The 25,034-nt window shown below is 30.2% G+C and carries 20 protein-coding genes; 7 read left to right on the top strand and 13 right to left on the bottom strand.

Going from position 1 to position 25,034, the window contains the following annotated elements:
• Positions 1 to 26: 26 nt before the first annotated feature.
• The 3 genes from XO10_RS08415 to XO10_RS08405 form a co-directional block, all read right to left on the bottom strand.
• Positions 27 to 1,163: a sodium ion-translocating decarboxylase subunit beta gene (locus tag XO10_RS08415; RefSeq protein WP_014297155.1), complete on the bottom strand. Its 1,137-nt coding sequence runs from the start codon at positions 1,161 to 1,163 to the stop codon at positions 27 to 29.
• A 169-nt stretch (positions 1,164 to 1,332) separates the two neighbouring features.
• A complete protein-coding gene (pepT, locus tag XO10_RS08410; protein ID WP_014297154.1) occupies positions 1,333 to 2,556 on the bottom strand; it encodes a peptidase T in 1,224 nt (407 codons plus the stop codon).
• A gap of 30 nt (positions 2,557 to 2,586) precedes the next feature.
• Entirely contained in the window at positions 2,587 to 3,576 is a 990-nt protein-coding gene (locus XO10_RS08405) for a hypothetical protein (protein ID WP_075780701.1), read from the bottom strand.
• 48 nt (positions 3,577 to 3,624) lie between these two features.
• Here XO10_RS08405 and XO10_RS08400 point away from each other — a divergent pair, with 48 nt between their 5' ends.
• The 7 genes from XO10_RS08400 (at position 3,625) to trxB (ending at position 11,904) form a co-directional block, all read left to right on the top strand.
• The gene (locus XO10_RS08400; protein WP_198029610.1) at positions 3,625 to 4,608 is read left to right on the top strand and encodes an alpha/beta hydrolase; all 984 of its coding nucleotides are present in this window, start codon (positions 3,625 to 3,627) and stop codon (positions 4,606 to 4,608) included.
• Positions 4,598 to 5,614 carry an alpha/beta hydrolase gene (locus XO10_RS08395; RefSeq protein WP_014297151.1) on the top strand — a complete coding sequence of 339 codons (1,017 nt, stop codon included), beginning with the start codon at positions 4,598 to 4,600 and terminating at the stop codon, positions 5,612 to 5,614. The genes XO10_RS08400 and XO10_RS08395 overlap by 11 nt, the downstream gene beginning before the upstream one ends.
• Positions 5,615 to 5,624: 10 nt before the next feature.
• Positions 5,625 to 7,283, top strand: a complete 1,659-nt coding sequence (locus XO10_RS08390; protein ID WP_014297150.1) for a GGDEF domain-containing protein — start codon at positions 5,625 to 5,627, stop codon at positions 7,281 to 7,283.
• Between the two features lie 12 nt (positions 7,284 to 7,295).
• Positions 7,296 to 9,728, top strand: coding sequence for an HD domain-containing phosphohydrolase (locus XO10_RS08385; RefSeq protein ID WP_175421390.1), 2,433 nt, complete (start codon positions 7,296 to 7,298; stop codon positions 9,726 to 9,728).
• 158 nt (positions 9,729 to 9,886) lie between these two features.
• Positions 9,887 to 10,246, top strand: a complete 360-nt coding sequence (locus tag XO10_RS08380; RefSeq protein WP_014297148.1) for a PadR family transcriptional regulator — start codon at positions 9,887 to 9,889, stop codon at positions 10,244 to 10,246.
• A 20-nt stretch (positions 10,247 to 10,266) separates the two neighbouring features.
• Positions 10,267 to 10,947 (top strand): thioredoxin family protein, encoded by a 681-nt coding sequence (locus XO10_RS08375; RefSeq protein WP_014297147.1) that lies wholly within the window; start codon positions 10,267 to 10,269, stop codon positions 10,945 to 10,947.
• Positions 10,948 to 10,950: 3 nt separating this feature from the next.
• On the top strand, positions 10,951 to 11,904 hold the full coding sequence (trxB, locus tag XO10_RS08370; RefSeq protein WP_014297146.1) for a thioredoxin-disulfide reductase: 954 nt from the start codon (positions 10,951 to 10,953) through the stop codon (positions 11,902 to 11,904).
• 110 nt (positions 11,905 to 12,014) lie between these two features.
• Here the strand turns inward: trxB and XO10_RS08365 are convergent, their stop codons facing one another.
• The 10 genes from XO10_RS08365 to XO10_RS08320 form a co-directional block, all read right to left on the bottom strand.
• Positions 12,015 to 12,737: an N-acetyltransferase gene (locus XO10_RS08365; protein ID WP_014297145.1), complete on the bottom strand. Its 723-nt coding sequence runs from the start codon at positions 12,735 to 12,737 to the stop codon at positions 12,015 to 12,017.
• 66 nt (positions 12,738 to 12,803) lie between these two features.
• Positions 12,804 to 13,598 (bottom strand): cyclase family protein, encoded by a 795-nt coding sequence (locus tag XO10_RS08360; RefSeq protein ID WP_014297144.1) that lies wholly within the window; start codon positions 13,596 to 13,598, stop codon positions 12,804 to 12,806.
• 12 nt (positions 13,599 to 13,610) lie between these two features.
• Positions 13,611 to 15,014 (bottom strand): DUF1116 domain-containing protein, encoded by a 1,404-nt coding sequence (locus XO10_RS08355; RefSeq protein WP_014297143.1) that lies wholly within the window; start codon positions 15,012 to 15,014, stop codon positions 13,611 to 13,613.
• Positions 15,011 to 16,552: an acyl-CoA synthetase FdrA gene (gene fdrA, locus XO10_RS08350; protein ID WP_014297142.1), complete on the bottom strand. Its 1,542-nt coding sequence runs from the start codon at positions 16,550 to 16,552 to the stop codon at positions 15,011 to 15,013. The genes XO10_RS08355 and fdrA overlap by 4 nt, the downstream gene beginning before the upstream one ends.
• Positions 16,515 to 17,246 (bottom strand): DUF2877 domain-containing protein, encoded by a 732-nt coding sequence (locus XO10_RS08345; RefSeq protein ID WP_014297141.1) that lies wholly within the window; start codon positions 17,244 to 17,246, stop codon positions 16,515 to 16,517. Before XO10_RS08345 ends, fdrA begins: the two co-directional genes overlap by 38 nt.
• A complete protein-coding gene (locus XO10_RS08340) occupies positions 17,239 to 18,486 on the bottom strand; it encodes a uracil-xanthine permease family protein (RefSeq protein ID WP_041639044.1) in 1,248 nt (415 codons plus the stop codon). Before XO10_RS08340 ends, XO10_RS08345 begins: the two co-directional genes overlap by 8 nt.
• A 99-nt stretch (positions 18,487 to 18,585) precedes the next feature.
• Positions 18,586 to 20,934: a xanthine dehydrogenase family protein molybdopterin-binding subunit gene (locus XO10_RS08335; protein ID WP_075780699.1), complete on the bottom strand. Its 2,349-nt coding sequence runs from the start codon at positions 20,932 to 20,934 to the stop codon at positions 18,586 to 18,588.
• Positions 20,934 to 21,404: a (2Fe-2S)-binding protein gene (locus tag XO10_RS08330; RefSeq protein ID WP_014297138.1), complete on the bottom strand. Its 471-nt coding sequence runs from the start codon at positions 21,402 to 21,404 to the stop codon at positions 20,934 to 20,936. The genes XO10_RS08335 and XO10_RS08330 overlap by 1 nt, the downstream gene beginning before the upstream one ends.
• A 1-nt stretch (position 21,405) precedes the next feature.
• Entirely contained in the window at positions 21,406 to 22,272 is an 867-nt protein-coding gene (locus tag XO10_RS08325) for a xanthine dehydrogenase family protein subunit M (RefSeq protein ID WP_014297137.1), read from the bottom strand.
• A 287-nt stretch (positions 22,273 to 22,559) separates the two neighbouring features.
• On the bottom strand, positions 22,560 to 24,980 hold the full coding sequence (locus tag XO10_RS08320) for a hypothetical protein (protein ID WP_175421389.1): 2,421 nt from the start codon (positions 24,978 to 24,980) through the stop codon (positions 22,560 to 22,562).
• Positions 24,981 to 25,034 lie beyond the last annotated feature (54 nt).

Raw genomic sequence — 25,034 nt, 5'->3', positions numbered from 1 at the left:
AGGATTTTCACCTCTTTATAAAAGGATTAGAGTATTGATAAAAATACACCTGCTGCTACAGCTGAACCAATTACACCTGCAACATTTGGACCCATTGCATGCATAAGAATAAAGTTTCCTGGATCTTCTGACTGAGCAACAGTTTGTGCAACCCTTGCTGAATCAGGAACAGCTGAAACTCCAGCAGCACCTATTAAAGGATTTATTTTATCTTTTGTAAATAAATTCATGAGTTTTGCAAAGAATATCCCTGACATCATTGCAATAATAAATGCAACAGCACCAAGTAAGAATATTTTTAAACTTGTTGGCTTTAAAAATACATCTGCCCTTGCTGTACTTCCAACAGAAAGCATTAATAATATGGTAACTGAATCAAGTATATATCTTGAAGCAGCTTCAGCAAGCCTTTTTGTAACTCCAGATTCTTTTAACAAATTACCAAGCATTAACATTCCCACAAGTGATATAGCCTTAGGTACAAGTAACGCAACAACTATTGTTGTAGCAATTGGGAATATAATCTTTTCTTTTTGTGTAACATGTCTCATTTTTTTCATTCTTATTAATCTTTCTTCTTTGGTTGTCAATAATTTCGAGACAGGTGGCTGCAATATCGGTATTAAAGCTATATACGAATATGCAGCAATTGCGATTATTGCCAATAAATCAGGTGAAAATCTTGAAGCAAGATAGATTGAAGTAGGTCCATCTGCACCACCAATTATAGCTATAGATGCAGCGCTATGAATATCGAATCCCATCATATTTGCAACTATAAATGTTCCAAATATTCCAACCTGAGCTGCAGCACCTAAAAAGATTAATCTCGGATCTGCAATAAGGTATGAGAAATCTGTTAATGCACCTATTCCTAAAAATATCAATGGTGGATATATTCCTAAAAACATTCCCCTTTGTATATACCATAATAATCCTCCAACCTGGCCATCCATAGGTGGATTTAAAATACCGGTAACTTCCGGTGGAATATTCGCAAGAATAATTCCAAATCCAATAGGTATTAATAATAACGGTTCGGCATGTTTAACAATAGCAATGTAAATTAACACGGATCCAATAGCAATCATCAATAGATGCTGCCAGGTAAAATAGGCAAAACCACTGTTTGCAAAGAATGCGACAAAATTAGACAAATCCATTTCAAATCCTCCTTGTAAATATTTTCAAATTTAATTATAACCCTTTATGTTAATTAATTCAACCATCATTTTTTATAAGATTAACAACTTAAAGTTTAAAAAGCACAGGATTTTGGATTACTTTACTGCTAATCCTAACTGATTAGATTTAACAGGAAGATTTTATCTTTTAGTTTCTTGCAACCAATTTAGAAATTTCTATAATAACTTCCACAGCCTTTTCCATTGAAGGAATTGGAATGTATTCGTATCTGCCATGGAAATTGTGACCACCTGTAAAGATATTTGGACATGGCAATCCCATATAAGATAGTCTTGCACCATCTGTTCCGCCTCTTATAGCTTTTATAATTGGTGTTACACCTACATTTTCCATGGCTTTTTTAGCTATTTCAATTATTTCTGGATTTTTATCTATTATTTCTTTCATGTTGTAATAAGAATCTTTTAGGTTTAATTCAACTGTATTTCCACCATACTTTTTGTTTAAAAGCTCCGCATTTTTTTCACATAACCATTTTTTATTTTCAAATAATTTTTTATCATGATCTCTAACTATCATTACAACTTCTGCTGAATCACAATCACCTTTAATGCCTACTACATGAAAAAATCCTTCGTATTTTTCTGTATTCTGTGGAGTTTGTGCCTGAGGAAACATCATTATTAATTCTGCTGCTATTTCAGCTGCATTTATCATTTTATTTTTAGCTGTTCCTGGATGTATACTTTTTCCATTTATTTTAAAATGTGCTGTGGCAGCATTAAAATTTTCTGCTTCAAGCTCTCCAATTTCTCCCCCATCTATTGTATATGCAAATTTTGCGCCAAATTTTTCCACATTAAATCTATCGGCTCCTCTACCTATTTCTTCATCAGGAGTAAATCCTATTCTTATCTTTCCATGTTTTATTTCTGGATGCTGAATTAAGTATTCCATAGCTGTGATAATTTCAGCAATACCGGCTTTGTCGTCTGCACCCAACAATGTATTTCCATCTGTAACTATTATTTCCTGTCCAATATAATTATTTAATTTTGGAAATTCCTCAGGACTTAATACAATATTCTTTTCTTCATTTAATACAATATCTCCGCCCTCATATTTTATAATCTTTGGTTTTACACCTTTGCCTGTTAATGCAGGTGCTGTATCCATATGAGCAATAAAACCTATTACAGGAATATCTTCTTCTGAATTTGCCGGTAAAGTTGCATATACATATCCATTTTCATCTACTTCAACTTCACTCAACCCTATTTCTTCTAATTCTTTTTTTAAATAATTTGCAAAAACAAGCTGTTCTGGTGTTGAAGGACATGTTTCAGAATTTTCATCAGACGTGGTATAAAATTTTACATATTCCAAAAATCTTTCCTGTACTTTTTTCATAGTAATGCCCCTTTCTTTGGTATTCTATATTTATATAAACCTTTTGATTTCCAATATCTTTTCTTTATCAAAATCATATTCTTTAAATTTATCATTTGATAATACAAAATATCCATATTTTTTTGCTATTTCTATTATTTTTTCATCTGCCGGAGAATATAAATATACTCTTTTTTTCAACAGAAAATTTTTTAATATTTTCCTTTCTTCTTCTTCTAAAATGTATTCGATATTTTTATCAAAAACAATATGAACAGGATAAAATACATATTTTTCTGTATACAGATTTTCTATTATTCCCAGCAAAAACTGTAAGGAATTTTTATTTTCATATCTTACAACATTGCTTCCATCAATAACCATCCCTTTTATTCCCGAAACATTGAATAGTCTATAATGATAATATGAAAAACTCCTTAACTGTAGATTAAGTAAATGTTGTTCAAAATCACTAAGACTTTTATAAATTTCCAAAAATCTTTTTAAGGTTGCATTTTTATCTTCAAGTGGATTTAATTTTAATATTTCATCTAACAAATTCTGAATAAAAATATTTTTTTCGTCAAGAGGAATATAAGTCATTAATGCGTAAAGATCTATATAATCCTTAAATGGAAGTTTTTTAAAAATAACTTTTGGTGTGTATAATTCTATACCATATTTTTTCAATTTTTCTTCATAACCACCTGGAGGAAATTTATCGGGAAACATTATAAATTTTATCATTTCTATATCTTCATCTTTTAATCCATAATATTTTTTCAAATCGTTAAATCTATTTTCTTTTGGTTTTTCTACAATATGAATTAATAAAAATTGCAAATCATTAATGTGTTTTGTCAGTATTTTTCTTTCTGCATTTTTACTTAAAAATCTAAATAGAGATATTAATTTTCTCTGATTTAATGTTCTTGGAGACAATAGATATTTTCTCATTTTCAATACGTCTTTTCTAATTCTATCGCTATGTTCTTTGTAGTCTTTTTCTTCTATAATATGCTTTATTTCTCCAAAACCCATTTAATATTTCTCCTTTTTTAAAATTTGGTGTATAATATTATAAAGAGGTTGCGAGGTGGTACTATAAATAAAAATATTTTAAAAAAAATTCTGGCTTTTTTTGTAATTATTGGAACGTTAACCTGGGGTGGAATTGTAATTGTATTTACATTCTTTTTATGGGCATCATTATATATTATAAACCTTCTAAGAAAAAAATTGCCCATTGACGCTTATGATTTTAGAGGTCCTTATACATATACATATAAAACTGAAGGAAAATTACAATTAAAGATGGATATTTATTATCCCAAAAATCACAATAAGGAAAAATTACCTGTTATATTTTTTGCGCATGGTGGTGGATGGGTTTCCGGGTTCAGAAATCAACCCAATAATGTTTCATGGTGTAAATTTATTGCTTCAAAAGGTTTTGCTGTAGTATCTATTGACTATAGATTTGGAATTTCACATACAATGGATGAAATATTATCAGATTATACAGACGCTTTAAATTTTATCAAAAAAAACGCCCAAAAACTGTATTTTGATAAAAATAATATTATTTTAATGGGACTATCCGCCGGAGGCCATCTTTCGTTATTATACTATTCTTATAACACATTTTTAAAAAAGAAAGATAAAATTTCTGGTATTAAAGGCGTGATTGCATACTATGCACCGTCCGATTTAATGGATCTTTTTGATAAAAATGTAAAATCGGTTTTTGCAAAGGTTGCAGTTACTGCAACTTTAAAAGGATTACCGGTAAAAGAAAAAACAGGAAAATATTTATATTATTCTCCTATATTCTGGATAAATGAAAATATGAATCCTGTATTATTGGTTCACGGAAAAGAAGATAAAGTTGTTCCTTTTTCGTCTTCTGTAAAATTGTATAAAAAATTAAAAGAAAAAGGTGTAAAGGTTAAGTTTTTTGTCCACAAATATGGTGATCATGGATTTGAATTTGAAAATAATGATATACAAACAATTAAAATTCTAAATGAAACAATAAAATTCATGAGGGGTTTGATTAAAAATGAAGGTTGATTTTACATATGAAAAGAAAGATTTTGATTATATTTCTGGATATATTTTTAAAGGAAAACATTATAGATGTAATTATATTCGATTTAAAACATTATACAGGAATCCTGCCAGAGGTACTGAAACTGTAGAATTATATAATTTTGAACCCAAAGAAGAAACTCTTGCTTCTGCATTAATTTTACACGGTCTTGGTAGTGCAAATGTAAAGTATATGATATGGCTTGCAAAACGTCTTGCATCTGTTGGAATAAATACCTCTATTTTAATCTTACCCGGTAATTATACCCGTGTTGATGAAAAATCTGTTAGTGGAAGAAATTATCTCTGGCCTGAAATAAGTGTAATGTATAGATTTTGGGAACATGGGGTTGTTGATACATTAAGTACAATTGATTTTTTAAAACAAAAAAAATTGTGGAAAAAACACAATATCCTGATTGGATATTGTTTAGGAGGAATGATAGGAACTATTGTAGAAGCTTTAAACCCACAATTAGATAAATTATTGTTAATGACAACAGGAGGATACTTACCGGAAATTTTATATAATTCTCCTGCAACAAAATTTGTTCGAAGAATGATAGATAAAGGTTTTAAAACAGATTTTGATATGCATAATATAGAAAAGATTTATAACATATACGAGGATCAATTCCAGATAGTAAAAAATATGAAACTTGAAGAAATATTAAATAGCAAAAAAATACATCCATTATTTAGAATAGATCCTCTTTCTTATGCTCATTTAATTAATCCAAAAAAGGTTACTTTTATTGAAGCAATATTTGATAAAACACTTTCTGTAAGAAGCAGAAAGATTTTATGGAAAGAATTTAAGAAAGGTGCAAAACATATTCACGCTCTTACAGGACATGTAATATGGCTACCATTTGAATTTATGTTAGCTAATTATGTTATTAAATTAATGGATATAGAAGATCTAAAGATCAGAGCAAGATTATATGGTTTTGATGAAATAGATGAAGTTTTAGATGAAAATTTTTAGGGGTGATTTTATGGAAAATTTCTTATTTAACGGAAAGTTTTTCAATAAACAGAATTTCATTTCTTTGTTCTTTTCAATTGTATTAATCTATTTTTTTCCTATTAATTTTTCATTTGAAATAAAAAAATTATTGGCTGTATTGTTGATTACATTTATATCCGATAATATTGATGTAAAATGGAAAAACAATATTAGACTTGTTACAAATATGACAGGATTTTTAGTTGCTTCTCTTTATGGAAGACAATATATTTTAGTTGCTGCAATAACCACTTTATTCAGGCTTGAAAGACTTGGATTAAATAAAAGAGTTAGTAAATTTCTGGGCTATTTTTTCATGAATTATGGAGGATATGTACTTGCCGATTTAATTACTGACAATATTTATTTAAAACTATTTTTGTTTGTAACCTTTTCAAAGCTAATTAACACATTACATACAGATTTAGATCGTTTTGATTTCAATATGCTGCTTACAGAATATGTATTTTTCTTAACTTTGTTGCCAAGTATGTATTTCTACCTTTTATGCCAGAACCATGTCTTAAAAATTTATTTTATCTTTCAAAATTTGATTTTTATTATTTTATATTATTTTATAATGAAACATCTAACTGAAAGAGAAGAAGAAAAAATCAAAAATGAAAGGCTTAAACGTTTCAATGATATAATGCTTCAATTTTCAAACATTTTATATTCATATTCTATGAATGTTTCAAAAGAAAAGATTTCAAAAGATGTTGCCAACATTTTAAATAAACAGTTTGGATATAAATATGTCTTAATCTCAGAAATAGACTATGAAAACGATAAGATTAATAGAATTACATATGCTGGATTATCAGAAATTGAATTCAATAAATTAAAGGAAACAAAAGTTAAGGCTTCAGATATTTTAAAACTTTTTGCTAATGAATATAGATATGGAGAAGTATATTTTATCCCTGCAGAAAAAGGGGATTTTGACGAACAGAATTATTATTTTCAGTTTGAATCAAATATAACTTTAAATACATATACACAAAAGAAAAACCAATGGCATCCAAATGATTTATTGCTTATAACAATAAGAGATAAAGAAAATGAAATCATTGGATATATCTCATGTGACCAGCCTAAAAATGGTTTAAGACCTACTGAAGAAGATATGAAAATACTATCTGTTCTTTCAAAAATAGTTTCTATAATATTGATACACAGTAAACAATTTAAATATATTAAAAAATTAAGTGAAACAGATTACCTGACATCTTTATATAATTCTTCAAAGTTAAATAAAGATATTAAATTCTATAATATTTCTAATATTCCTATTTCTCTGGCTTTTATTGACCTTGATGATTTTAAGAAAATAAATGATACATACGGCCATGTAATTGGAGATGAAAAATTAAAAGAGTTTGCATTTACCTTAAAAAGCTCCGTTAGAGATATTGACAAAGTTTATAGATATGGTGGAGATGAATTTGTAATAATTTTTGAAAATTTAAATAAAAAACAGGCTAAAAAGATTCTGGAAAGAATAAAAAGAAAATTAATTGAAACTGGTTTAAGTTTCAGCGTTGGTATTGAAGATACATATGAAACTGATATCTCAAATTTAATAAAAATAGCAGACAAAAAAGCTTATGAAGCTAAGAACAGCGGAAAAAATAAAATTATATTATAGCGGGGCGAAAATATGAAAAGGCTCTTGATTTTTGTACTTATAATCGTTTCTATATCCCTTTCTTTTTCAAAAACACTTAAAATAGGTATATACAAAGATATACCTATTGTATTTGATGAAAAAAGAGGCTTTTTTGTTGAATTAGCACGGAATATGTTTGAAGATTTAAATGTTGACTATAAATTTGTTTTTGATACACAGGCAAACCTTATTGAAAAACTTAAAAATAATGAAATTGATATTGTTGCTGACCTGGCAATAACCCCTGAAAGAAAAAAATTCTTTAATTTTAACAGCGAAGCTTTATTTTTCGACTGGGGAGTAATATATGTTTCAGGAAAAGAAAATGTCGATAATATAGTTGATTTAAAAAATAAAAAAATTGGCGTAATGAAAACAGATATATTTTACGATGGACCTGGAGGCATAAAAGAAATTCTTAAATCTTTTAATATAAAAGTAGATTTTGTTGAAATGAATGATTATATGGAAATACTTGATGCCCTCGAAAAACATGAAATAGATGCTGGTGTAATGCCAAAATTTCTTGGTTTATATCTTGAGAACAAGCATAACATTAAAAAAACTTCCATTATTTTTACGCCTATAAGTATTTATATGATGTATAAAAAAGATAAAAGTCTGGATGAATTTTTTCAGAGGTTTGATCAATTATTGAAAAAATTAAAATCAGATCCAGATTCATACTATTATAGTATTTTTGATAAATATTTTAATACAAAAACTCTTGAAAAAATACCTGACTGGCTTGTTCCTGCAATTGCTATTTTAGAAACTATACTTATTTTTATAATTATTGTGCTATATATAAATTCCAATCAACTTAAAAGAAAATTACAGAAAAAAAATTCAGAATTAACAGATGCTTTAAATGATCTCGAAAAAACACTTTCAGAATTAAAAAATTCTACAGATTTAATTGAAAAAATTGTTAATCTTTCACCAAATCCTATTTATATAAAAACTGTAGATCAAACTATTATTTTTTCTAATAAAGCTTTTGCTGAATTTTTTAATATGGAAAAAGATGAAATTATTGGAAAAAATTTAAACGATATTATCGGCAATACTATTGATGAAAAAACCAAAGAAAATGCTGTTATAAAAGATATACAGATTATATTAAATCATATTGAAAAAACTGTTTTAGAAGTTAAAATGAAAAAAGACGGAAAAATACGTTATTTCAGAGTTTTCAAAACACCTATAAGGCAACAAAATGGTGAAGATAAAATTCTTGTTTTATATATAGATGTTACAGATAAAGTAGAGCAAAAACTTGAACTTGAGAAAAAAAATAAAATACTTGATTCCACAAACAAAAAATTATTTAAGATGATTGAACTGATTTCCAATTTTGAAACACAGGATATTGAAAATTATTATACAAATCTTTTAAAATTTGCCAATGAACTTGTTGATGCATGTGATTACGGAAGTATTTCACTTGCTGAAAATGATAAATGGAATTTCATTGCAGCAATAGGTCATGATATAGAAAAATTAAAACAACTTAATCTTAAAAAAGATTGGATGGTTCAAACAAATGATGAAATAAAAATATTTAAATCAGATGAATTAATTAAAATTGACAAAAAAGGAATGGATGAAAAAACATTTAATAAATTTATAAATGCTGTAAAAAATATAAAGGAAATAATGATTATAACCTCAGAATTAGAAAAAGGAAAAATACTTAATCTTGCACTGGATATAGACGCCAGTAATCCTAAATCATTTACTGAATACGATAAAACAATTATACAGGCTTTAATGAATATTGCTAAAACTGTAATTAATTCAAAATATACCATAGATAGAGTTAAAAGTGCCTATCTTAATTTTGCCAATAAACTCGCTTTAATTGCAGAAGCACATGATGATATTACAGGACAACATATATATAGAGTTGGAGAGCTTTCGTATTTTATAGCTCAAAAATTAAATCTTACAGAAGACAAAATAATTGAAATAAAGGAATTTTCGACATTACATGATATTGGAAAAATCTTTATTCCACTTGAAATTTTAAATAAACCCGGTAAATTAACAGATGAAGAATATGAAATTATGAAAAAACATACCATTTATGCAGAACGGTTATTGGGTGATGACCCATACTTTGAAACTGCATTAAAAATTGCATTATATCACCATGAAAAATATAATGGTGGAGGATATCCATATAATTTAAAAGGCGATGAAATACCTATTGAAGCTCAGATTGTATCTATTGTAGATGTATACGATGCTTTACGTTCTAAACGTCCATATAAACCGGCTATTCCACACGAAAAAGTGATGAAAATAATCATTGAGGGTGATAATAGAACTTCGCCAAAAGATTTTAATCCAAAAATCCTTGAGATATTTAAACAATACTCAGATGAAATCAATAATATATATAATAAATTTTCTGATTAAAGCACCTTTTCATGGGTGCTTTAATTTTTTGACTTCAAATTTTAAAAAAATAACAATAGAACCTTTATATTTTTTACTTGACAAATATATACATAATGTATATAATATAATCATGGATGGAAAAATTGACTTTTTTAGTACTATTTGGAGGGTAATAAATGAATTCGGCAAATAAGTGTAAAATATTTCAAAAGAGCGGAAAGTTAATATGCGATTTATTATTGATATTAATAGCCGAAAAGCCCAGTTATGGCTATGAACTATCCAATAGGCTATGCGAAATGGGTATAACAATTCCTGAAGGAATTGGACAAAAAGGAAGAGTATACAGGGCTCTTTCAGATCTTGAAAAACGTGGCGAAATAGAGTTTGATTGGGATACAACATCAAGTCCACCAAGAAAAATTTATAAGGTGACAGAAAAAGGAAAAGAAAGAATGAAAAGATTTATTTCTGAAATGGAAGAACAGATAATAGTTTTAAAAAACTTTATTAATAAAGCAAAAGAAAATATATAAAACTTCGGAGGTGTAGTAAAATGGAAAGATTATTAGATGACAAAACATTAGAACAGGTAAAGGATTTATTAGGGGAAATGAAAGGTAGAGTAAAAATAATTTTATTCGAAAAAGATGATTGCGAATACTGTGAAGTAACAAAACAATTATACACAGAATTATCAGAAGGTGTAGATAATGTTGATTTAGAAGTTGAAAATATTGACTCTCCACTTGCAGAAGAATATGAAATTGATAAAACATTAGCTCCAGCAACAGTTATTCTTGCATCAAATGGTTCAGATTTAGGTGTAAGATTTTACGGAATTCCTTCAGGACATGAATTCAGCACATTATTACAGGATTTAATTCTCATGTCCAAAAATGGCGAAGAAGTAGATTTCTCAGAAGACACAATTGAAAAATTAAAGGGTATAAACAAAAAAATAAGATTAAGAGTATTTGTAACTCCAACATGTCCATACTGTCCAAGAGCTGTTTTATCAGCACAGATGGCTGCAATGATTAATGAAAATATAAACGGTGAAATGGTAGAAGCTAACGAATTTTACGAAATTTCAATGAAACACAATGTAAGTTCTGTACCACACACAGTTATTGAAGCATTTGAAAATGGTGAATGGGTAGTTAAAGGTGAATTTATTGGTGCATATCCTGAACCAAACTTCGTTGAAGAAGTATTAAAAGCTGTGGAGGGATAAGCCATGTTCTTTGATCTTGGATCATCAAAAAAACATGATTTAAAAGAATATTATGATATGGTAATTATTGGCGGTGGTCCAGCAGGTGTTGCAGCAGGGATTTATGCTGTTCAGGGCGGAATCCAGCCATTAATTATAGAAAAAGATTTAGAAGGCGGTCAGATTAACTTAACAGAATATGTTGAAAACTATCCTGGATTTAAATCTATTACAGGAGAAGAATTAGCAACAAAACTTGGAGAACACGCAAGAGAATTTGGCGTAGAATTTTACGATGGTGAAGTTATTAATGTTGATTTCAGTAAAGATGAAAAGATAATATCACTTGATAATGGAAGTATTGTAAAAGCAAAAACAGTTGTTATCGCAACAGGTGCAACACCAAGAAAATTAGGTGTTCCTGGTGAAATGGAATTTGCTGGTAGAGGTGTTTCATACTGTGCTACCTGCGATGGACATTTCTTCAAAAACCAGAAAGTTGCTGTTATTGGCGGTGGCAATACAGCTGTTGAAGAAGCTCTTTATCTTTCAAAAATAGCAAAAGAAGTTTATATTATTCATAGAAGAGATAAGTTAAGAGCTGATAAAAGATATCAGGACAAAGCATTTAATACAGAAAATATTAAATTCATCTGGAATTCTGTAGTAAAGGAAATCAAAGGTGATAAGAAAGTAACTCAGCTTGTACTTGAAAACAGAGAAACTGGTGAAATTACAAACTTCGATGTAGACGGAGTATTCGTTTTTGTAGGACTTACTCCTGTAACAGAATTATTTAAAGGAAAAATAGAACTTGATGATTATGGATATATCCCTGTAGATGAACACAGAGAAACAAATGTGAAAGGTGTATTTGCTGCAGGAGATGTTATTCAAAAGGAATTAAGACAGATTATCACAGCAGCAGCTGATGGTGCTATTGCAGCATCTTTTGCTGTAAGAGAATACTTTAATTAATTAGCAATCAAAAAGGAGCTTTCCATAAGGAAGCTCCTTTTTTTATTTATTTTTTATTTATATTATCTTTTTTAAAAAAAGAGCAGGCCTTTTCGGCCTGCCAGCCCTATTTAAACGAGAGGACTTTCGGGGATTATTAATTCTTTGTTTGCTTCTGCAACTTCTGGTGTTGCAGGTACAAGATCTGTCTTTATATAATCGAGTAAATATTGTTTTACTGATAAATCCCAATATTCTCTTGTAATGTAATATACTTTTGCTCCACCTAATTCATGCTGTACATCTGGCCATGGATATGATGGTTGTGCCATACCTAAACCCCATCTCTTCCAACCATTATAACTTTCAAATGTTGACCACCATTCTTTTGCTCCCAGTTTTTCAAATGCATATTTAGCTTTTGCATAATACATAATAGCTCCTACTTTTAATCCTCTTACATATGCCATTGAGTGTAAACTAATATGAATTCCATTATTCATAACTCTTGCATTTGCAAAACCTGCTAATTTCCCATTAATTGTACCAATCATGAAATATGGATCCTTTAATCTATCTCTATACCATCCTAATAATTCGCCATATACTCTTACACCAACAATATCATAAAAGTCATGATCTACATCTAATAATTTCTTTATAAATGGTAATAATTGAGGTACTTCTTCTTTTTTCAATGGTCTGATATATAAATAATTTCCATCTTTTAATTTTGCCATTTCTGGTTCATATGGTTCTAATTTCAATGACGGTCCTGCTAACATTGGTTCTATTTCTCTAACATCAAATGTAATTTTTTCCTGTGATACTTTTTCCGGTATTTCTTTCCACATAATCTTTCCCCTCCATTTTTATCTTTTATCGTTTTCTGTTATTATTAATCAATTTTATCGTTTCAATTATCCTTCAATTTCAAATGCAGCTACACGAGCTATACTTGATTCACCATCAACAAGTTTCCATGGGAATATACCTATGTACATTCTTCTATTTAATACTTTATCAATTTCTCCACCAAGATTTTCAGCGTGTAAAATCAAGTGTGGGAATAAATCAATATGCATTAATTGATACGTTTCATCTGTAAAGTATTCATCTAATGGTTTTCCGTATTTTTTTCTAAAGTGTTCGTCTGCCATTTTAGCAAATTCAGGTCTGTATTCTCTTAATATTGTATTCATTGGGTGATCTGCAGAACCACAATCAACACCAACCCATTTAATTTCCATTTCTTTTAACCAATCAGCAAATCTTTGATCTGGTCCAGGGTGGAAGTAATAATATTTATTTTCATTTGCTTCTGGTTGATCCCATGCATATTTGTGATAACCAGTGTTAATAATTATAATATCGCCCTTTTTAATCTCGAGATTATTTTCTTTTGCAACCTTTAATAATGTTTCTGGTGTATAAATATCAAAATCTCCAACTTCTTTAGAAATATCTAAAATAACCCCTTCACCGAACAAATAACCATCAAGTGGCAATGAAGCTATATCTCTTCCGCCAGTCATAAAATGTCTTTGACCATCAAGATGTGTACCATTATGCATACTTGTTTGAACTATCTGTCCGTTAACCTTCTGAAGCATCATTCTCTTGAAATACCACAATTTCATTGGCTCATAACCTGGCCATGGTGGTGTTGTAATACCAATCTTCTGAGTTAAATCATACACTTTAATACCTGCCACAATAATCCCCCCTCAATCTGAGTATTTTTTTACAAATGCTTCCAATGCATCTATAAATATATTCATAGGTGGATAGGTTAAACCTGCTCCAACCTGCCCTATACCTGGTTCTTTATGGGCTATACCTGTATTAATTCTTGGTAATATACCCTTTTCAACAACTTTTTTAACATTTAATCCTGTTGGCGTTCCTCTAAAATTCAAGAATGGTATTTTATATGTGTTATTTTCTGCATCTGTAATTTCATACATCTTCTGTGTTGTTTCAATTGCTTCCTGAACACTACCTCCAACAAATTTAACTATAGCCGGAGCACCAGCCATTGCAAATCCACCAAATCCGCCTGTTTCTGTAATAGTACTATCTCCAATATCAGGATTTGCATCTTCCTTTGTAAATCCCGGGAAGTATAATCCTTCTACTTCCTGTGCTGGACCAACAAACCATTCTCCTGGTAACCCAGCTACTCTAATACCAAAATCAGTTCCATTTCTTGCCATTACTGTAACTATTGTACTTCCTTCAATACCTTCTGCTGCTAATGTTGCTGATTTTGCTGCTGGCATTGATAAATTAAGGAAGAAATGATCATTTGAATTAATAAATTCAATTACTTCTTTCTTTTCTTTATCAGAGAACGATGTATCAAGTATTGCAGGTGCAATTTCCCTGATAAACAAAGATGTTGCTGCTTTATTTCTATTATGACATTCATCACCCATTTGAACTGCCTGAGCAATAAGATTCTTTAAATTAATTTCGCCTTTTATTTCAATAGCTTCTTTTAAAACTGGATATAACACTGATTCCATCCATTTAAGTCTATCAATTACATCAGGTCCATTTGCTCCATATCTTAAAACCTTTCCTAAACCTTCATTCATTGTACAATATGCTTTTATACCATATGTCTTGTTTTCAACTATAAACACAGGCATGGAAGGTGTTGCAACACCAGCCATAGGGCCTACACCATCATGATGATGCCATGGATCAAATTGAATTTCTCCTGATTCTATTAACTCAATAGCCTCTTTTTCATTTTTTGCTTTTCCTTCATAGATAAGCCCACCAATTATTGCGCCTTTTAATGGACCACACATTCTATCCCACGTAATTGGAGGACCTGCATGTAAAATCATATTTTCTTTCATTCCTGGAACTACATCTTTTGCCAATGCCATTCCAACAAGGGTTGGCTGTGAATTCATAATTCTTTCTACTGCTTTTGCATTTGCTGCTTCAACATCTACCTTAACATTTGAAAAGTCATTTAATATTTTTACAGCCTTTGAACCGCCAAGTGGTGGTTTCCAATCAACATGCACAACATGTGCTCCCTGTTTTTTTAAATCTTCATAGAATGATTTCAATCCGATATTTATGATTTTTAATTCTTCTTTAAATAAACTCATCTTCCCAACTCCTTCCAAACGCTAACTGCGAATTTTACTGCACTGGCATTACTTGGGAAGACAATAACACCAGCATCTTCGAGTTTTTTCTTTTGTTCATTATATTTTTGTGGATCCTCATATGTTCCACAAATATTTGCTATTACACATCTATACTTATCAGAAACTTCCCTGGCGTTCTTTACTGCTTCTGCAATTTCACCAGCAGGATCCATATGTGAACCCCAGCCTAACACTACGTCAACCAGTATTATTGCCGTATCTTTATCGAGATATTCTTTTACAAGTCTGGACTTTCTCATTGTAAAGTCAATCATAGGATGTGGTCTTCCAACTGTAAACTCGTCTTCACCCATATCCACTACTGTATTTTCCTTACTTTCATTTATATTCTCAAGCTTATATTCTGGATCTAATGGTGCTGGGGAATATATTGGACCTATCTCTTTTGCAAGCAATACCATTGCTTCATCAGCCAATGTTCCACCAGAATATAGTCCTCTTATATATTTTCCTTCTTTTATTTTTTCTGCTTCTTCTTTTACCTTTGTTTCAAAATCAAATGCTTCAAGGAAATCAAAATACGTATAAATATCTTTCTTTATTTCTTCGCCTTTACACAACAATGCAGCCTTTATAGCAGCATCTTCCAGAGTATGTCCAACTGTAATTGTGTCATCTTCCACTTTTCCGTTTACAAAATGAACGACATGTTTTTTATTTGTCTTTTTCAATAATTCAACAGCTTTTTCTACTACTTCTGGATATGGTGGTTTTGAAACAAGTACTATTATCTCTGTTTCATCATCTTCAATTAATCTCTTAATTCCTTCAAGGAACATTAATCCTCCAACATCTTTCTTTACATCTCTTCCGCCAGTTCCAATGAGCTGGGAAATGCCGCATCCAAGATTTGAGATGATAGAGGATACTTCTTGAGCGCCAGTTCCGGATGCGGCAACAATACCAATCTTCCCCCTGTTGACTACATTTGAAAATGCCATAGGTACTCCATTGATTATAGCTGTTCCACAATCTGGTCCCATAACAAGTAATCCTTTTTTAAGCGCATATTTTTTTAATTTTATTTCATCTTCCAGTGAAACATTATCACTAAATAACATTACATTAAGTCCTCTGTCAAGAGCCTTTTTAGTTTCAAGACCTGCATATTCACCTGCAATAGAGATTAATACCATATTTGCGTCTTTTACTTTGTTAAGTGCAGAATCCATTGAAGGATAGAATTTTTCCCCTTCATCTTCTTCTGTTTCTGTTTTTAGTAACTCTTCAACAGTTTTTTCTATTTCTTCCATGTCTATATTTTCGCCTTTTACAACAATCAAAAGATCATTTGGTGTAGAATTTTCAACTTCTTCTGACATCATATCCAATTCTTTTAAAAATTCCTTATTTGTGTCCGTCCCCATGCCAACCAAAGCTTCTTCAATACCTTCCATTTTTTTTATATCTTCGGTTATCAACATAAGGGTTACGGAATCATAATACGAATTCGGTTTTATCATTGTATAGACCATCCGCTATCCCTCCAAACTCAAAGTAATAGGTAATCCCCAATAACCATCCACTTCCAGATGTAGCTCCCATTTTTAATAAATCATCCTTATTACCGCTACTTAAATATTCTTTAACTGGCAATGGTGCTAATCCTTCGGCAGCATATTTCATTTGAAAATAAGAAATATCATTTGTTTTTTTTCTTGAAATAAAAATAATGTGATCTTTATCCACTAAATCTTTTTTAAAATAATGCTCCATTAAAAGAACTCCTGATAATATATCATCACCAAGTGGAGTTAATCCTGGACCAAATCCTATTAATGATTCATATTTTTTATCAAATAAACCTTTTATTATTTTCAAAGATATTCTGTTATCAACATTTTGTTTTATATAATTAATAGCTTCATCTATATTTACGTTTTTTCTAAAGTTTGTTATTGTTGGATCATACAATTTAAACTTGCTTAAAAAGAAAACGTTATCAAATACTAAAACCTTATTTTTGTTTACATATACTTTTTTGAATTTAAGGAATCGGGAGGGGGCTGTTAGCCCCAATGCCCCTACCCGGTTCGAATGAGTTGTCAGAGTCAATATATCCGAATCGTTAAATTTATAATATACTGTATGTTTTGTTTTGAAAAAGATTTTTGCTTCTTCATTTACATGTTTTTCAAAAACATTTTTTGAAACAATAATATCAGTCATCTGATGCTCCTGTTAATGATAATATTGCATTAGCTAAAATACCAACTATAGCTGCTAAACCCAATCCCTGTAATGCAAAGTTACCAGCCTGGAATACTGCTCCACCAAGACCTGTAACAAGCATTAATGACATAATAACAAGGTTTTTACCTTCTACTTTAACCTGATTGTTAATTAATGTTTTTGCACCTATACTTGCAATCATACCGAATAATAAGATTTCAATTCCGCCCATAACTGGAACAGGTATTGATCTAACAAGTGCTCCAACTTTTGGTACTAATGACATTAAAATTGCAAAAAATGCTGCTATTCTCATTATCCATGGATTAAATGCCTTTGTAAATGCAAGAACACCTGTGTTTTCACTATATGTTGTATTTGCTGGACCTCCAAGCAAACCACCTAATGATGTTGCAAGCCCATCACCCATTAATGTTCTATGCATTCCTGGATCTTCATAGAACTTTTTACCAACAACTGCTGATATAGCAAATACATCACCAAAGTGTTCTACTGATGGGGCTATAGCTACTGGTACAATTGCTGCTGCTGCATACCATGAGAATTTAGGTAAATACATTTCTGGCATACCAATCCAGCTTGCTGTTGATAATTCTGCAAAGTTAACATTACCTGTAATCAATGCTACAACATAACCTACTATAATACCCCAGATAACTGGAACAAGTCTATTAAATCCTCTCATATATAATCTTACAAATATTGCAGTAAATAATGAGATTAATGCTATTGTCCAATTACCGCTTGCCATATTAACTGCTACTGGACTCAAAATTAAACCAATAAGAATAATCATTGTACCGGAAATTACAGGTGGGAATAATTTTTCAAATCTTCTAATACCTATCCATTTTATTAATAAACCAAATACAAATTTAACAAGTCCTGCAAGAACAATACCACCTGTGGCATATGCCAGATAAGGTCTCAGATCTACCCCCGCTTGAACTGCATCCTGTATACTCTTGTATTCAAGTCCTCCCTGTTGCATGTAATAAGTTGTTACTGCTACTACTGGTGCAATATAAGCAAAACTTGATCCTAAAAATACTGGAACTTTCCATTTGGTAATCCAGTGGAATAACAATGTTCCTAACCCAGCTGTCAAAAGAGCTACATTAACTGGAATACCCGTTAAATAAGGCACCAATACTGTTGCGCCAAACATGGTAAATGTGTGTTGTAATCCAAGCAAAATCAATCCCCCAGTACTCATGTTCGCGCTTCTGTCTTCTTGAGGCGTAATGTTCAAATATTCGCTTTCGCCCATGCTTCTCCCCTCCTAAAAAAGATTTGGATAGACAATATCTAAATTTTAACTATTCTTTTCATCAAGTGCTTTTAATATTTTATCCGGTGATAATGGCAATTCATTTATATTTACTCCAAGTGCATCATAAATAGCTGCTGCTATTGCTGGTGGTATTGAAATCATTGGATGTTCTCCTACACCTTTAGCACCAAATGGTGAAGATTCTTCAAAGGTTTCAACAAAGTCATATTTTATTTCATCTGGTATGTCGGCTATTGTTGGAATCTTATAATCAGTAAACGATACAGTTAATGGATAACCTTTATCGTTATATTTAACCCCTTCAAATAATGCTGGTCCCATACCCTGAATCATTCCACCAACTACCTGACCACCTGCTGTAATTGGATTTATAATAGTACCTGCATCAAACACCCCAACCATACTCAATACTTTTATTTCACCTGTTTCTGTATCAATTTCAACCTCTGCAGCCTGAGCTCCAAATGTCCATTCAGCTGCTGCATTACCCTGACCTGTTTCAAGATCAAGATTTGTAAGCATTTCAGGAACAAAACTACCTCTTCCAATTACCGGGCCACCAATGGCATGCCCATCTGGGTAGGTGTATCCCATTACAACATCTTTTAACAATAAATATTTTTCCGGTCTATATTTTACATATACTCTATCATCTTCTACTTCTAAATTATGAGGTGCAACGCCCAATACCTGTGAAGCTATATTTTTGATTTGATTTAATGCATCTTCCGCAGCTCTGTATAATGCATTACCTACAGTCCATAATGCCCTACTTGCAACTGTCTGCCATTCATATGGATTTACATCAGTATCAACAGGCATTACAAAGTGTATTTTATCCGGTGAAATATGTAATGCATCTGCAGCCATTTGCGTAACTGCTGTATTGAATCCCTGACCAATTTCCTGAATACTTGCCTGCAATGTTACTGTTGCATCTTCATGAAATTTAATTACAACGGCTGATGCTGCATTTGTCGGCATAGCTGGAGCCTTTACAAGACCTGCTATACCTTTACCTCTCTTTTTCTTTGGATCTGCAGGTTGTTCAGGTTTTTTATCGTATTCTATTAATTCTGCTGCTTTTTTCAAACATGCTTCTACATCACCAGTATCATGATGTATAGTTTGACCCATTGAATTTGTTAATCCTGGCTTTAATACATTTTTCAATCTTAATTCAAGTGGATCTATACCTAATTTTTGTGCAACTTCATCGAGATTTCTTTCTGTTGCCCAATGCAATTCTCCATGTCCAAATCCCCTAAATGCACCACCAATAAAGTGATTTGTATAAACACCAAAGGAATCTGTTTTAAGGTTTGGAACATAATATGGACCTGGAAGTGTATATCCAGCAGCTCTTACAACATTTGTTCCATATTCTGCATATGCTCCTCCATCGAATATTAATTCAGCTTCCATTGCCACAATTGTTCCATCATTTTTAACACCTGTTTTTATATGAGCATACATTGCCTGTCTAACAACTGTTGCGACATCTTCTTCTCTTGTATAAACAAGCTTTATATGTCTTCCTTTTACTTTTTCAGCTAATGCAATTACTATACCCTCCATATTTATACCAGCTTTACCACCAAATCCTCCACCAACATAAGGAGCTATAACTCTAACCTTATGTCTTGGAATCTTAAATGCATGAGCTATTAAATTTCTTAATGTAAATGGAGATTGTGCACTTGACCATACAGTAAGCTTTTCGTTATAATCCCAGAAAGCTATTGCTGCATGTGGTTCAAGTGGAGCATGATACATTTGAGGTAAGTAATAGTCACCTTCAACTATAACATCTGCTTCTTTAAAACCTTTTTCTACATCACCTTTTCTTGTTTTATGGTGATGAAATACATTTCTTTCAGGTTCTATATTATATATAGGTAATCTATCATAATTTGCAAGATCAGGATGTATTAATACTTCACCTTTTAAGGATTCTCTTGGATCCTGAACTACAGGTAATTCTTCATATTCAACTTCTATTAATTCAACAGCTCTTCTTGCAATTTCCAATGAGTCTGCTGCTACAGCTGCCACTGGTTCTCCAACATATCTAACTCTATCAGGAGTAATTACAGGTCTATCAACAAGATAAATTCCTTGTCTATATGGAACATCTTTCCCTGTAACTATTGCTCTTACACCCTGCAAAGCTTCAGCTTTAGAGGTATCTATCTTTTTTATAATTCCATGAGGTATTGGACTTCTTTTTACTGCACCATATAACATATTTGGGAAAAACATGTCTGTTACATATTTAGCGTTTCCAGTAACCTTCTCAAAACCATCTACACGATTCATAGGTTTTCCTACATGTTCAAATTTAATAGGTGGTTGATATTCGTATTTCATTATTTTGCACCTCCCATTTTCTGGGCAGCTAATTTCACAGCATCAATAATTACTGTATAACCGGTACATCTACATAAATTACCTGCCAATCTTTCAACAATAACTTCTTTTGTTGGATTTGGAACTTTTTCTAACATTGCTTTTGTAGACATAATAAATCCTGGTGTACAATATCCACATTGGAAAGCATTAGCTTCAATAAATGCTTCCTGAATAGGATGTAATTTATTATCCTTTGTTAAGCCTTCTACTGTTTCAATTACTGCGCCTTCTGCTTCTGGTGCTAAAACAAGACATGAATTTACAGGTCTTCCATTATATATAACTGTACAGGCACCACATTCGCCATTTCCACAACCTTCCTTAGCACCTGTAAGGTATAATTTTTCTCTTAATACATCAAGGAGGGTTTCATTTGGCTTTACATCAACTTCTACATTTTCATTATTTACTGTAAATGTAATTTTCATATTATATCCCCTCCTTCAACAAATTTAATTCTCTTAGCAATTTTATAGGTAATATTTTAGCCATTCTTTTTCTATATTCAGCTGTTCCCCTTGCATCTGTTATTGGAGAAACACTATCATGTATTATTCTTGCAAACTCCTCAACATTTTCCTTTGTTAATTCTTTACCCTTTATAAATTCTTCTGCTTCAAAAATTCTAACTGGTGTTGGAGCAACAGAAGCTAATGCAACTCTTATATCTCTCTTTCCTTCTGGATCAATTACAGTTAATGCCATTCCAATTGTTGAAAGGTCAACTGCTTTAATTCTTGAAATCTTGTAATATCTTCCTATACTTTCACCTTCAAAAGGCAAATGGATTGATTTTACAATCTCTCCTTTTTTCAATACAGTTTTTCCTGGTCCTACAAAGAATTCTGTTAATTTTACTGTTCTTTCGCCTTCCTTGCTTACAAGATTTAATTCCGCATCATATGTTAATAATGCTGGAGCTGTATCTGAAGCAGGTGAAGCATTACAAATATTACCAGCAACAGTTCCTCTGTTTCTGGTTTGATACCCTCCAACTACTCTTGCCCCCTGATACAATGTTGGATAATATTCTTTTACAAAATCAAATTCTTCAACCAATACATTGAGTTTTATTCCAGCACCAAAGGTTAATCCATTTTCTTTGGAAAAATCTACTTTAAATAATTCATCAATTCCTTTTAAATCTACTACAACTGTTGGTTTAATTCGATTCGCTCTCATTTTTACAATTAAATCAGTTCCTCCTAACATAGGATAAGCCCCGTCTTTTTGCAATAATTCAAGGGCTTCATCTAGCGTTTTGGGTTTTGCGTAATCATAAGAAAACGTTATCATAATTCCCCTCCTTTTACAAGAATAGACATACATAATATATTTAAAACTTTTTCAAGTTTTCTTCAAAAAATTATTAACTTAATTTCAATATCTTTAATCATATTATATATTTATTTTCGAAATATTACAAGTAACATTATGTTATAAAAAAAATAACCTACTAACAATAATCAACCATAACTCTCGTTAATTATCCGTAATCTTTCCAAGAAATCATTTTCATAATTTTTAAAATAAAAATAATCCCCCAATATCGGGGGATTATAGCTAATTAATACTTATATCTATTAATTTGAAAAATCAATTATTTTTATTGGAATTGGAACATTTGCCCAGTAAAATTCTGTAAAATTAAATATCAGAGATATTCCACATGTTGTTTTGTGAAAAGGAATATTATAGGATATATTACCTGTTAAATATAAATTATCAAATCTAAATTTTCCATCAAATATTGAAATATCAGGATTCCATATTTTTTTTGAAAAAGATGTTCCTAAAACAAGATTTCCAGATGTATCGTAATATCCATATGGTGTTGTAACAAATGAAAATACATAGAATGGCTTTGAAATATTTATTGATGTATATGCATTATTAATGTTCATTGATACATTATAATTATATAACTGAATGCTGTTTATATAATACGGATTATTTGTTATATTTATACTAAAGGTATTTGATACAGGGGATATATTATGCAACTGAAGATTATTTGAAATTGTCAGATAATATTTTGATTTTAAATAAAATTGAAAATCTTTGGATATTGAAATGTCCGTATATATTCCTTCATTTCCTATTGTAGATAAAATAAAATTATTAGTATATAAATTCAAATATCCTCCAACAATCATTGAAGTATTATTGATATCCGTTAACACACCTGCACCAAAACCGTAATTCAAACCTTCGCTTAAAGATATATATCCCACACCTATTTTATTATTATAAACTAATGGTATTATATAATTATATTTTGTTTTTTCCTCATATTTACTATATTTGTCAGGTTTCATATGATAAATTAAAGGTGAAACAGCTATATATTCATTAAATTCAACAGTCTCAATTAATTTTTTTGATAAATTATCTAGATTTAATGTTGAAATATGATACCCATTTTCATCGTAAAAAATGAAATATAATTTTTCTTTTATGATTACAGGATTAAATGTTCCGTATATGTGATTTGTTATTTTTTCCAATTTTTTATTTTTTATATTATACCTATATATGTTGTATATATTATCCTCATAATCCGCTGAGAAATATAAGTAATCGTTATACAGAAATAAATCTCTCTCAGTATATTGGTTTCTTGTTAATCTCAATAAATTTCCTGTTTCTATTTCATATTTATATATATCAGTGGTATTGTCAAAGTTAGCTGAAAAATATACTTCTTTACCATTAGATGTAAAATTATTTATTACATAATATCCTTCTGATATTATTTTTTCTTTATTTCCTGTTCTTAAATCCATTATATATGTAGTAGTAAAACCATTTTTTATTGTTGTATATACCACTCTATTATTATCAATAAAATTAAAGGATCTAACTCTGTTTGCAATTATTTTATCAGATAACGGACAATCACATTTTAAATAAAGAATATTTCTATTTTCATTATTATTAGTAATGCTTGAAAGGTATAATAGCTTTCCATCTTTTGATATGCTAAATTTTCTATAATTGCCTACATATTCGTCACCTTTATATACCCCTTTAATTTTATTTTCAAATTCTCCATAATAATACAGCTTTTCTCCATCTGTATTAAGATTTCCGGTATAATGAAATGCATTATTTAAAGGTTTATAATTATCTTTATATCCTTTTTCAGATCTACCTAAATAAAGATTTTTATATTTCACCTTTATATATAATAAAAAGTCTTTCCATTTTTCTCCTGTGACCTTTTCAAAAGAATATTTTATCGTGTTAAAAAACAATTTTGAATTCATATCCTGTATGATTTTTTTTAATGTTTCTTCTCCATATTTTTCAGAAATCTCTTTTGTAAATATTGCACCATACATATAATTAAATCCTGCTGGTGACCATTTATCTGTCATTGAACCAGAACCAAGATAATATTCTGGATATTTATTTGAAATAATTTCTGCCATTAAATACATATTAAATATACTATCCTCAAATCTTCCCTTAAAATATTTGCTTTCCATATATATTGAAAGTCCTTCATGCAAATAACTTGGTTGCCAATTCATTGATAATAATCCTTTTTTGATAAAATCATATGGAATCCAGTCTATATATTTATTCCTCATATTGCCATAAAAAACGTGATTAAGCTCATGAGAAAAAACAAACGGCAGCCATGTACGTACATTTTCAGTTAACCCTATTGAAGAATCTGGTTGATTTACATATAATCTTATAATATTCAAATGCGGAATAGCAAATGAATTTACAAAGTCTACATCATCATATACAAATACTGTTATACTTCCTGGTGACGTTTCATAAAAATCTTCATAATTTTCATATAATTTGTCAACTACTTTATTTAATACAGGAAAGATATAAGATAAATTTTTCTCAAATATAAATTTAAAATATTTTGTTTCTGCAACTCTTGAATTGTTTTTTAAAGAATATTCGAAATTATAAATGTTTGTCGAAAAAATCATTACATTTAATAAAGCAATTATTACAATAAGAATTTTTTTACCCATTTTACACCTCCATAATTATATTTTTTCTATTATATTATAGCAAATTTTAAATAC

Source organism: Marinitoga sp. 1135 (assembly GCF_013363245.1).
Taxonomy (GTDB): domain Bacteria; phylum Thermotogota; class Thermotogae; order Petrotogales; family Petrotogaceae; genus Marinitoga; species Marinitoga piezophila.
This window is presented reverse-complemented; position numbering and strand designations above follow the sequence as displayed.

Excerpts from the sequence above, each read along its gene's own strand:
- XO10_RS08320 (WP_175421389.1), bottom strand. The coding sequence starts at position 24,980 with ATGGGTAAAAAAATTCTTATTGTAATAATTGCTTTATTAAATGTAATG.
- XO10_RS08365 (WP_014297145.1), bottom strand. The coding sequence starts at position 12,737 with ATGTGGAAAGAAATACCGGAAAAAGTATCACAGGAAAAAATTACATTT.
- XO10_RS08345 (WP_014297141.1), bottom strand. The coding sequence starts at position 17,246 with ATGACTGATATTATTGTTTCAAAAAATGTTTTTGAAAAACATGTAAAT.
- XO10_RS08340 (WP_041639044.1), bottom strand. The coding sequence starts at position 18,486 with ATGAGTACTGGGGGATTGATTTTGCTTGGATTACAACACACATTTACC.
- trxB (WP_014297146.1), top strand. The coding sequence starts at position 10,951 with ATGTTCTTTGATCTTGGATCATCAAAAAAACATGATTTAAAAGAATAT.
- XO10_RS08335 (WP_075780699.1), bottom strand. The coding sequence starts at position 20,934 with ATGAAATACGAATATCAACCACCTATTAAATTTGAACATGTAGGAAAA.
- pepT (WP_014297154.1), bottom strand. The coding sequence starts at position 2,556 with ATGAAAAAAGTACAGGAAAGATTTTTGGAATATGTAAAATTTTATACC.
- XO10_RS08385 (WP_175421390.1), top strand. The coding sequence starts at position 7,296 with ATGAAAAGGCTCTTGATTTTTGTACTTATAATCGTTTCTATATCCCTT.
- XO10_RS08390 (WP_014297150.1), top strand. The coding sequence starts at position 5,625 with ATGGAAAATTTCTTATTTAACGGAAAGTTTTTCAATAAACAGAATTTC.
- XO10_RS08380 (WP_014297148.1), top strand. The coding sequence starts at position 9,887 with ATGAATTCGGCAAATAAGTGTAAAATATTTCAAAAGAGCGGAAAGTTA.
- XO10_RS08405 (WP_075780701.1), bottom strand. The coding sequence starts at position 3,576 with ATGGGTTTTGGAGAAATAAAGCATATTATAGAAGAAAAAGACTACAAA.
- XO10_RS08415 (WP_014297155.1), bottom strand. The coding sequence starts at position 1,163 with ATGGATTTGTCTAATTTTGTCGCATTCTTTGCAAACAGTGGTTTTGCC.
- XO10_RS08355 (WP_014297143.1), bottom strand. The coding sequence starts at position 15,014 with ATGAGTTTATTTAAAGAAGAATTAAAAATCATAAATATCGGATTGAAA.
- fdrA (WP_014297142.1), bottom strand. The coding sequence starts at position 16,552 with ATGGTCTATACAATGATAAAACCGAATTCGTATTATGATTCCGTAACC.
- XO10_RS08330 (WP_014297138.1), bottom strand. The coding sequence starts at position 21,404 with ATGAAAATTACATTTACAGTAAATAATGAAAATGTAGAAGTTGATGTA.
- XO10_RS08375 (WP_014297147.1), top strand. The coding sequence starts at position 10,267 with ATGGAAAGATTATTAGATGACAAAACATTAGAACAGGTAAAGGATTTA.
- XO10_RS08325 (WP_014297137.1), bottom strand. The coding sequence starts at position 22,272 with ATGATAACGTTTTCTTATGATTACGCAAAACCCAAAACGCTAGATGAA.
- XO10_RS08395 (WP_014297151.1), top strand. The coding sequence starts at position 4,598 with ATGAAGGTTGATTTTACATATGAAAAGAAAGATTTTGATTATATTTCT.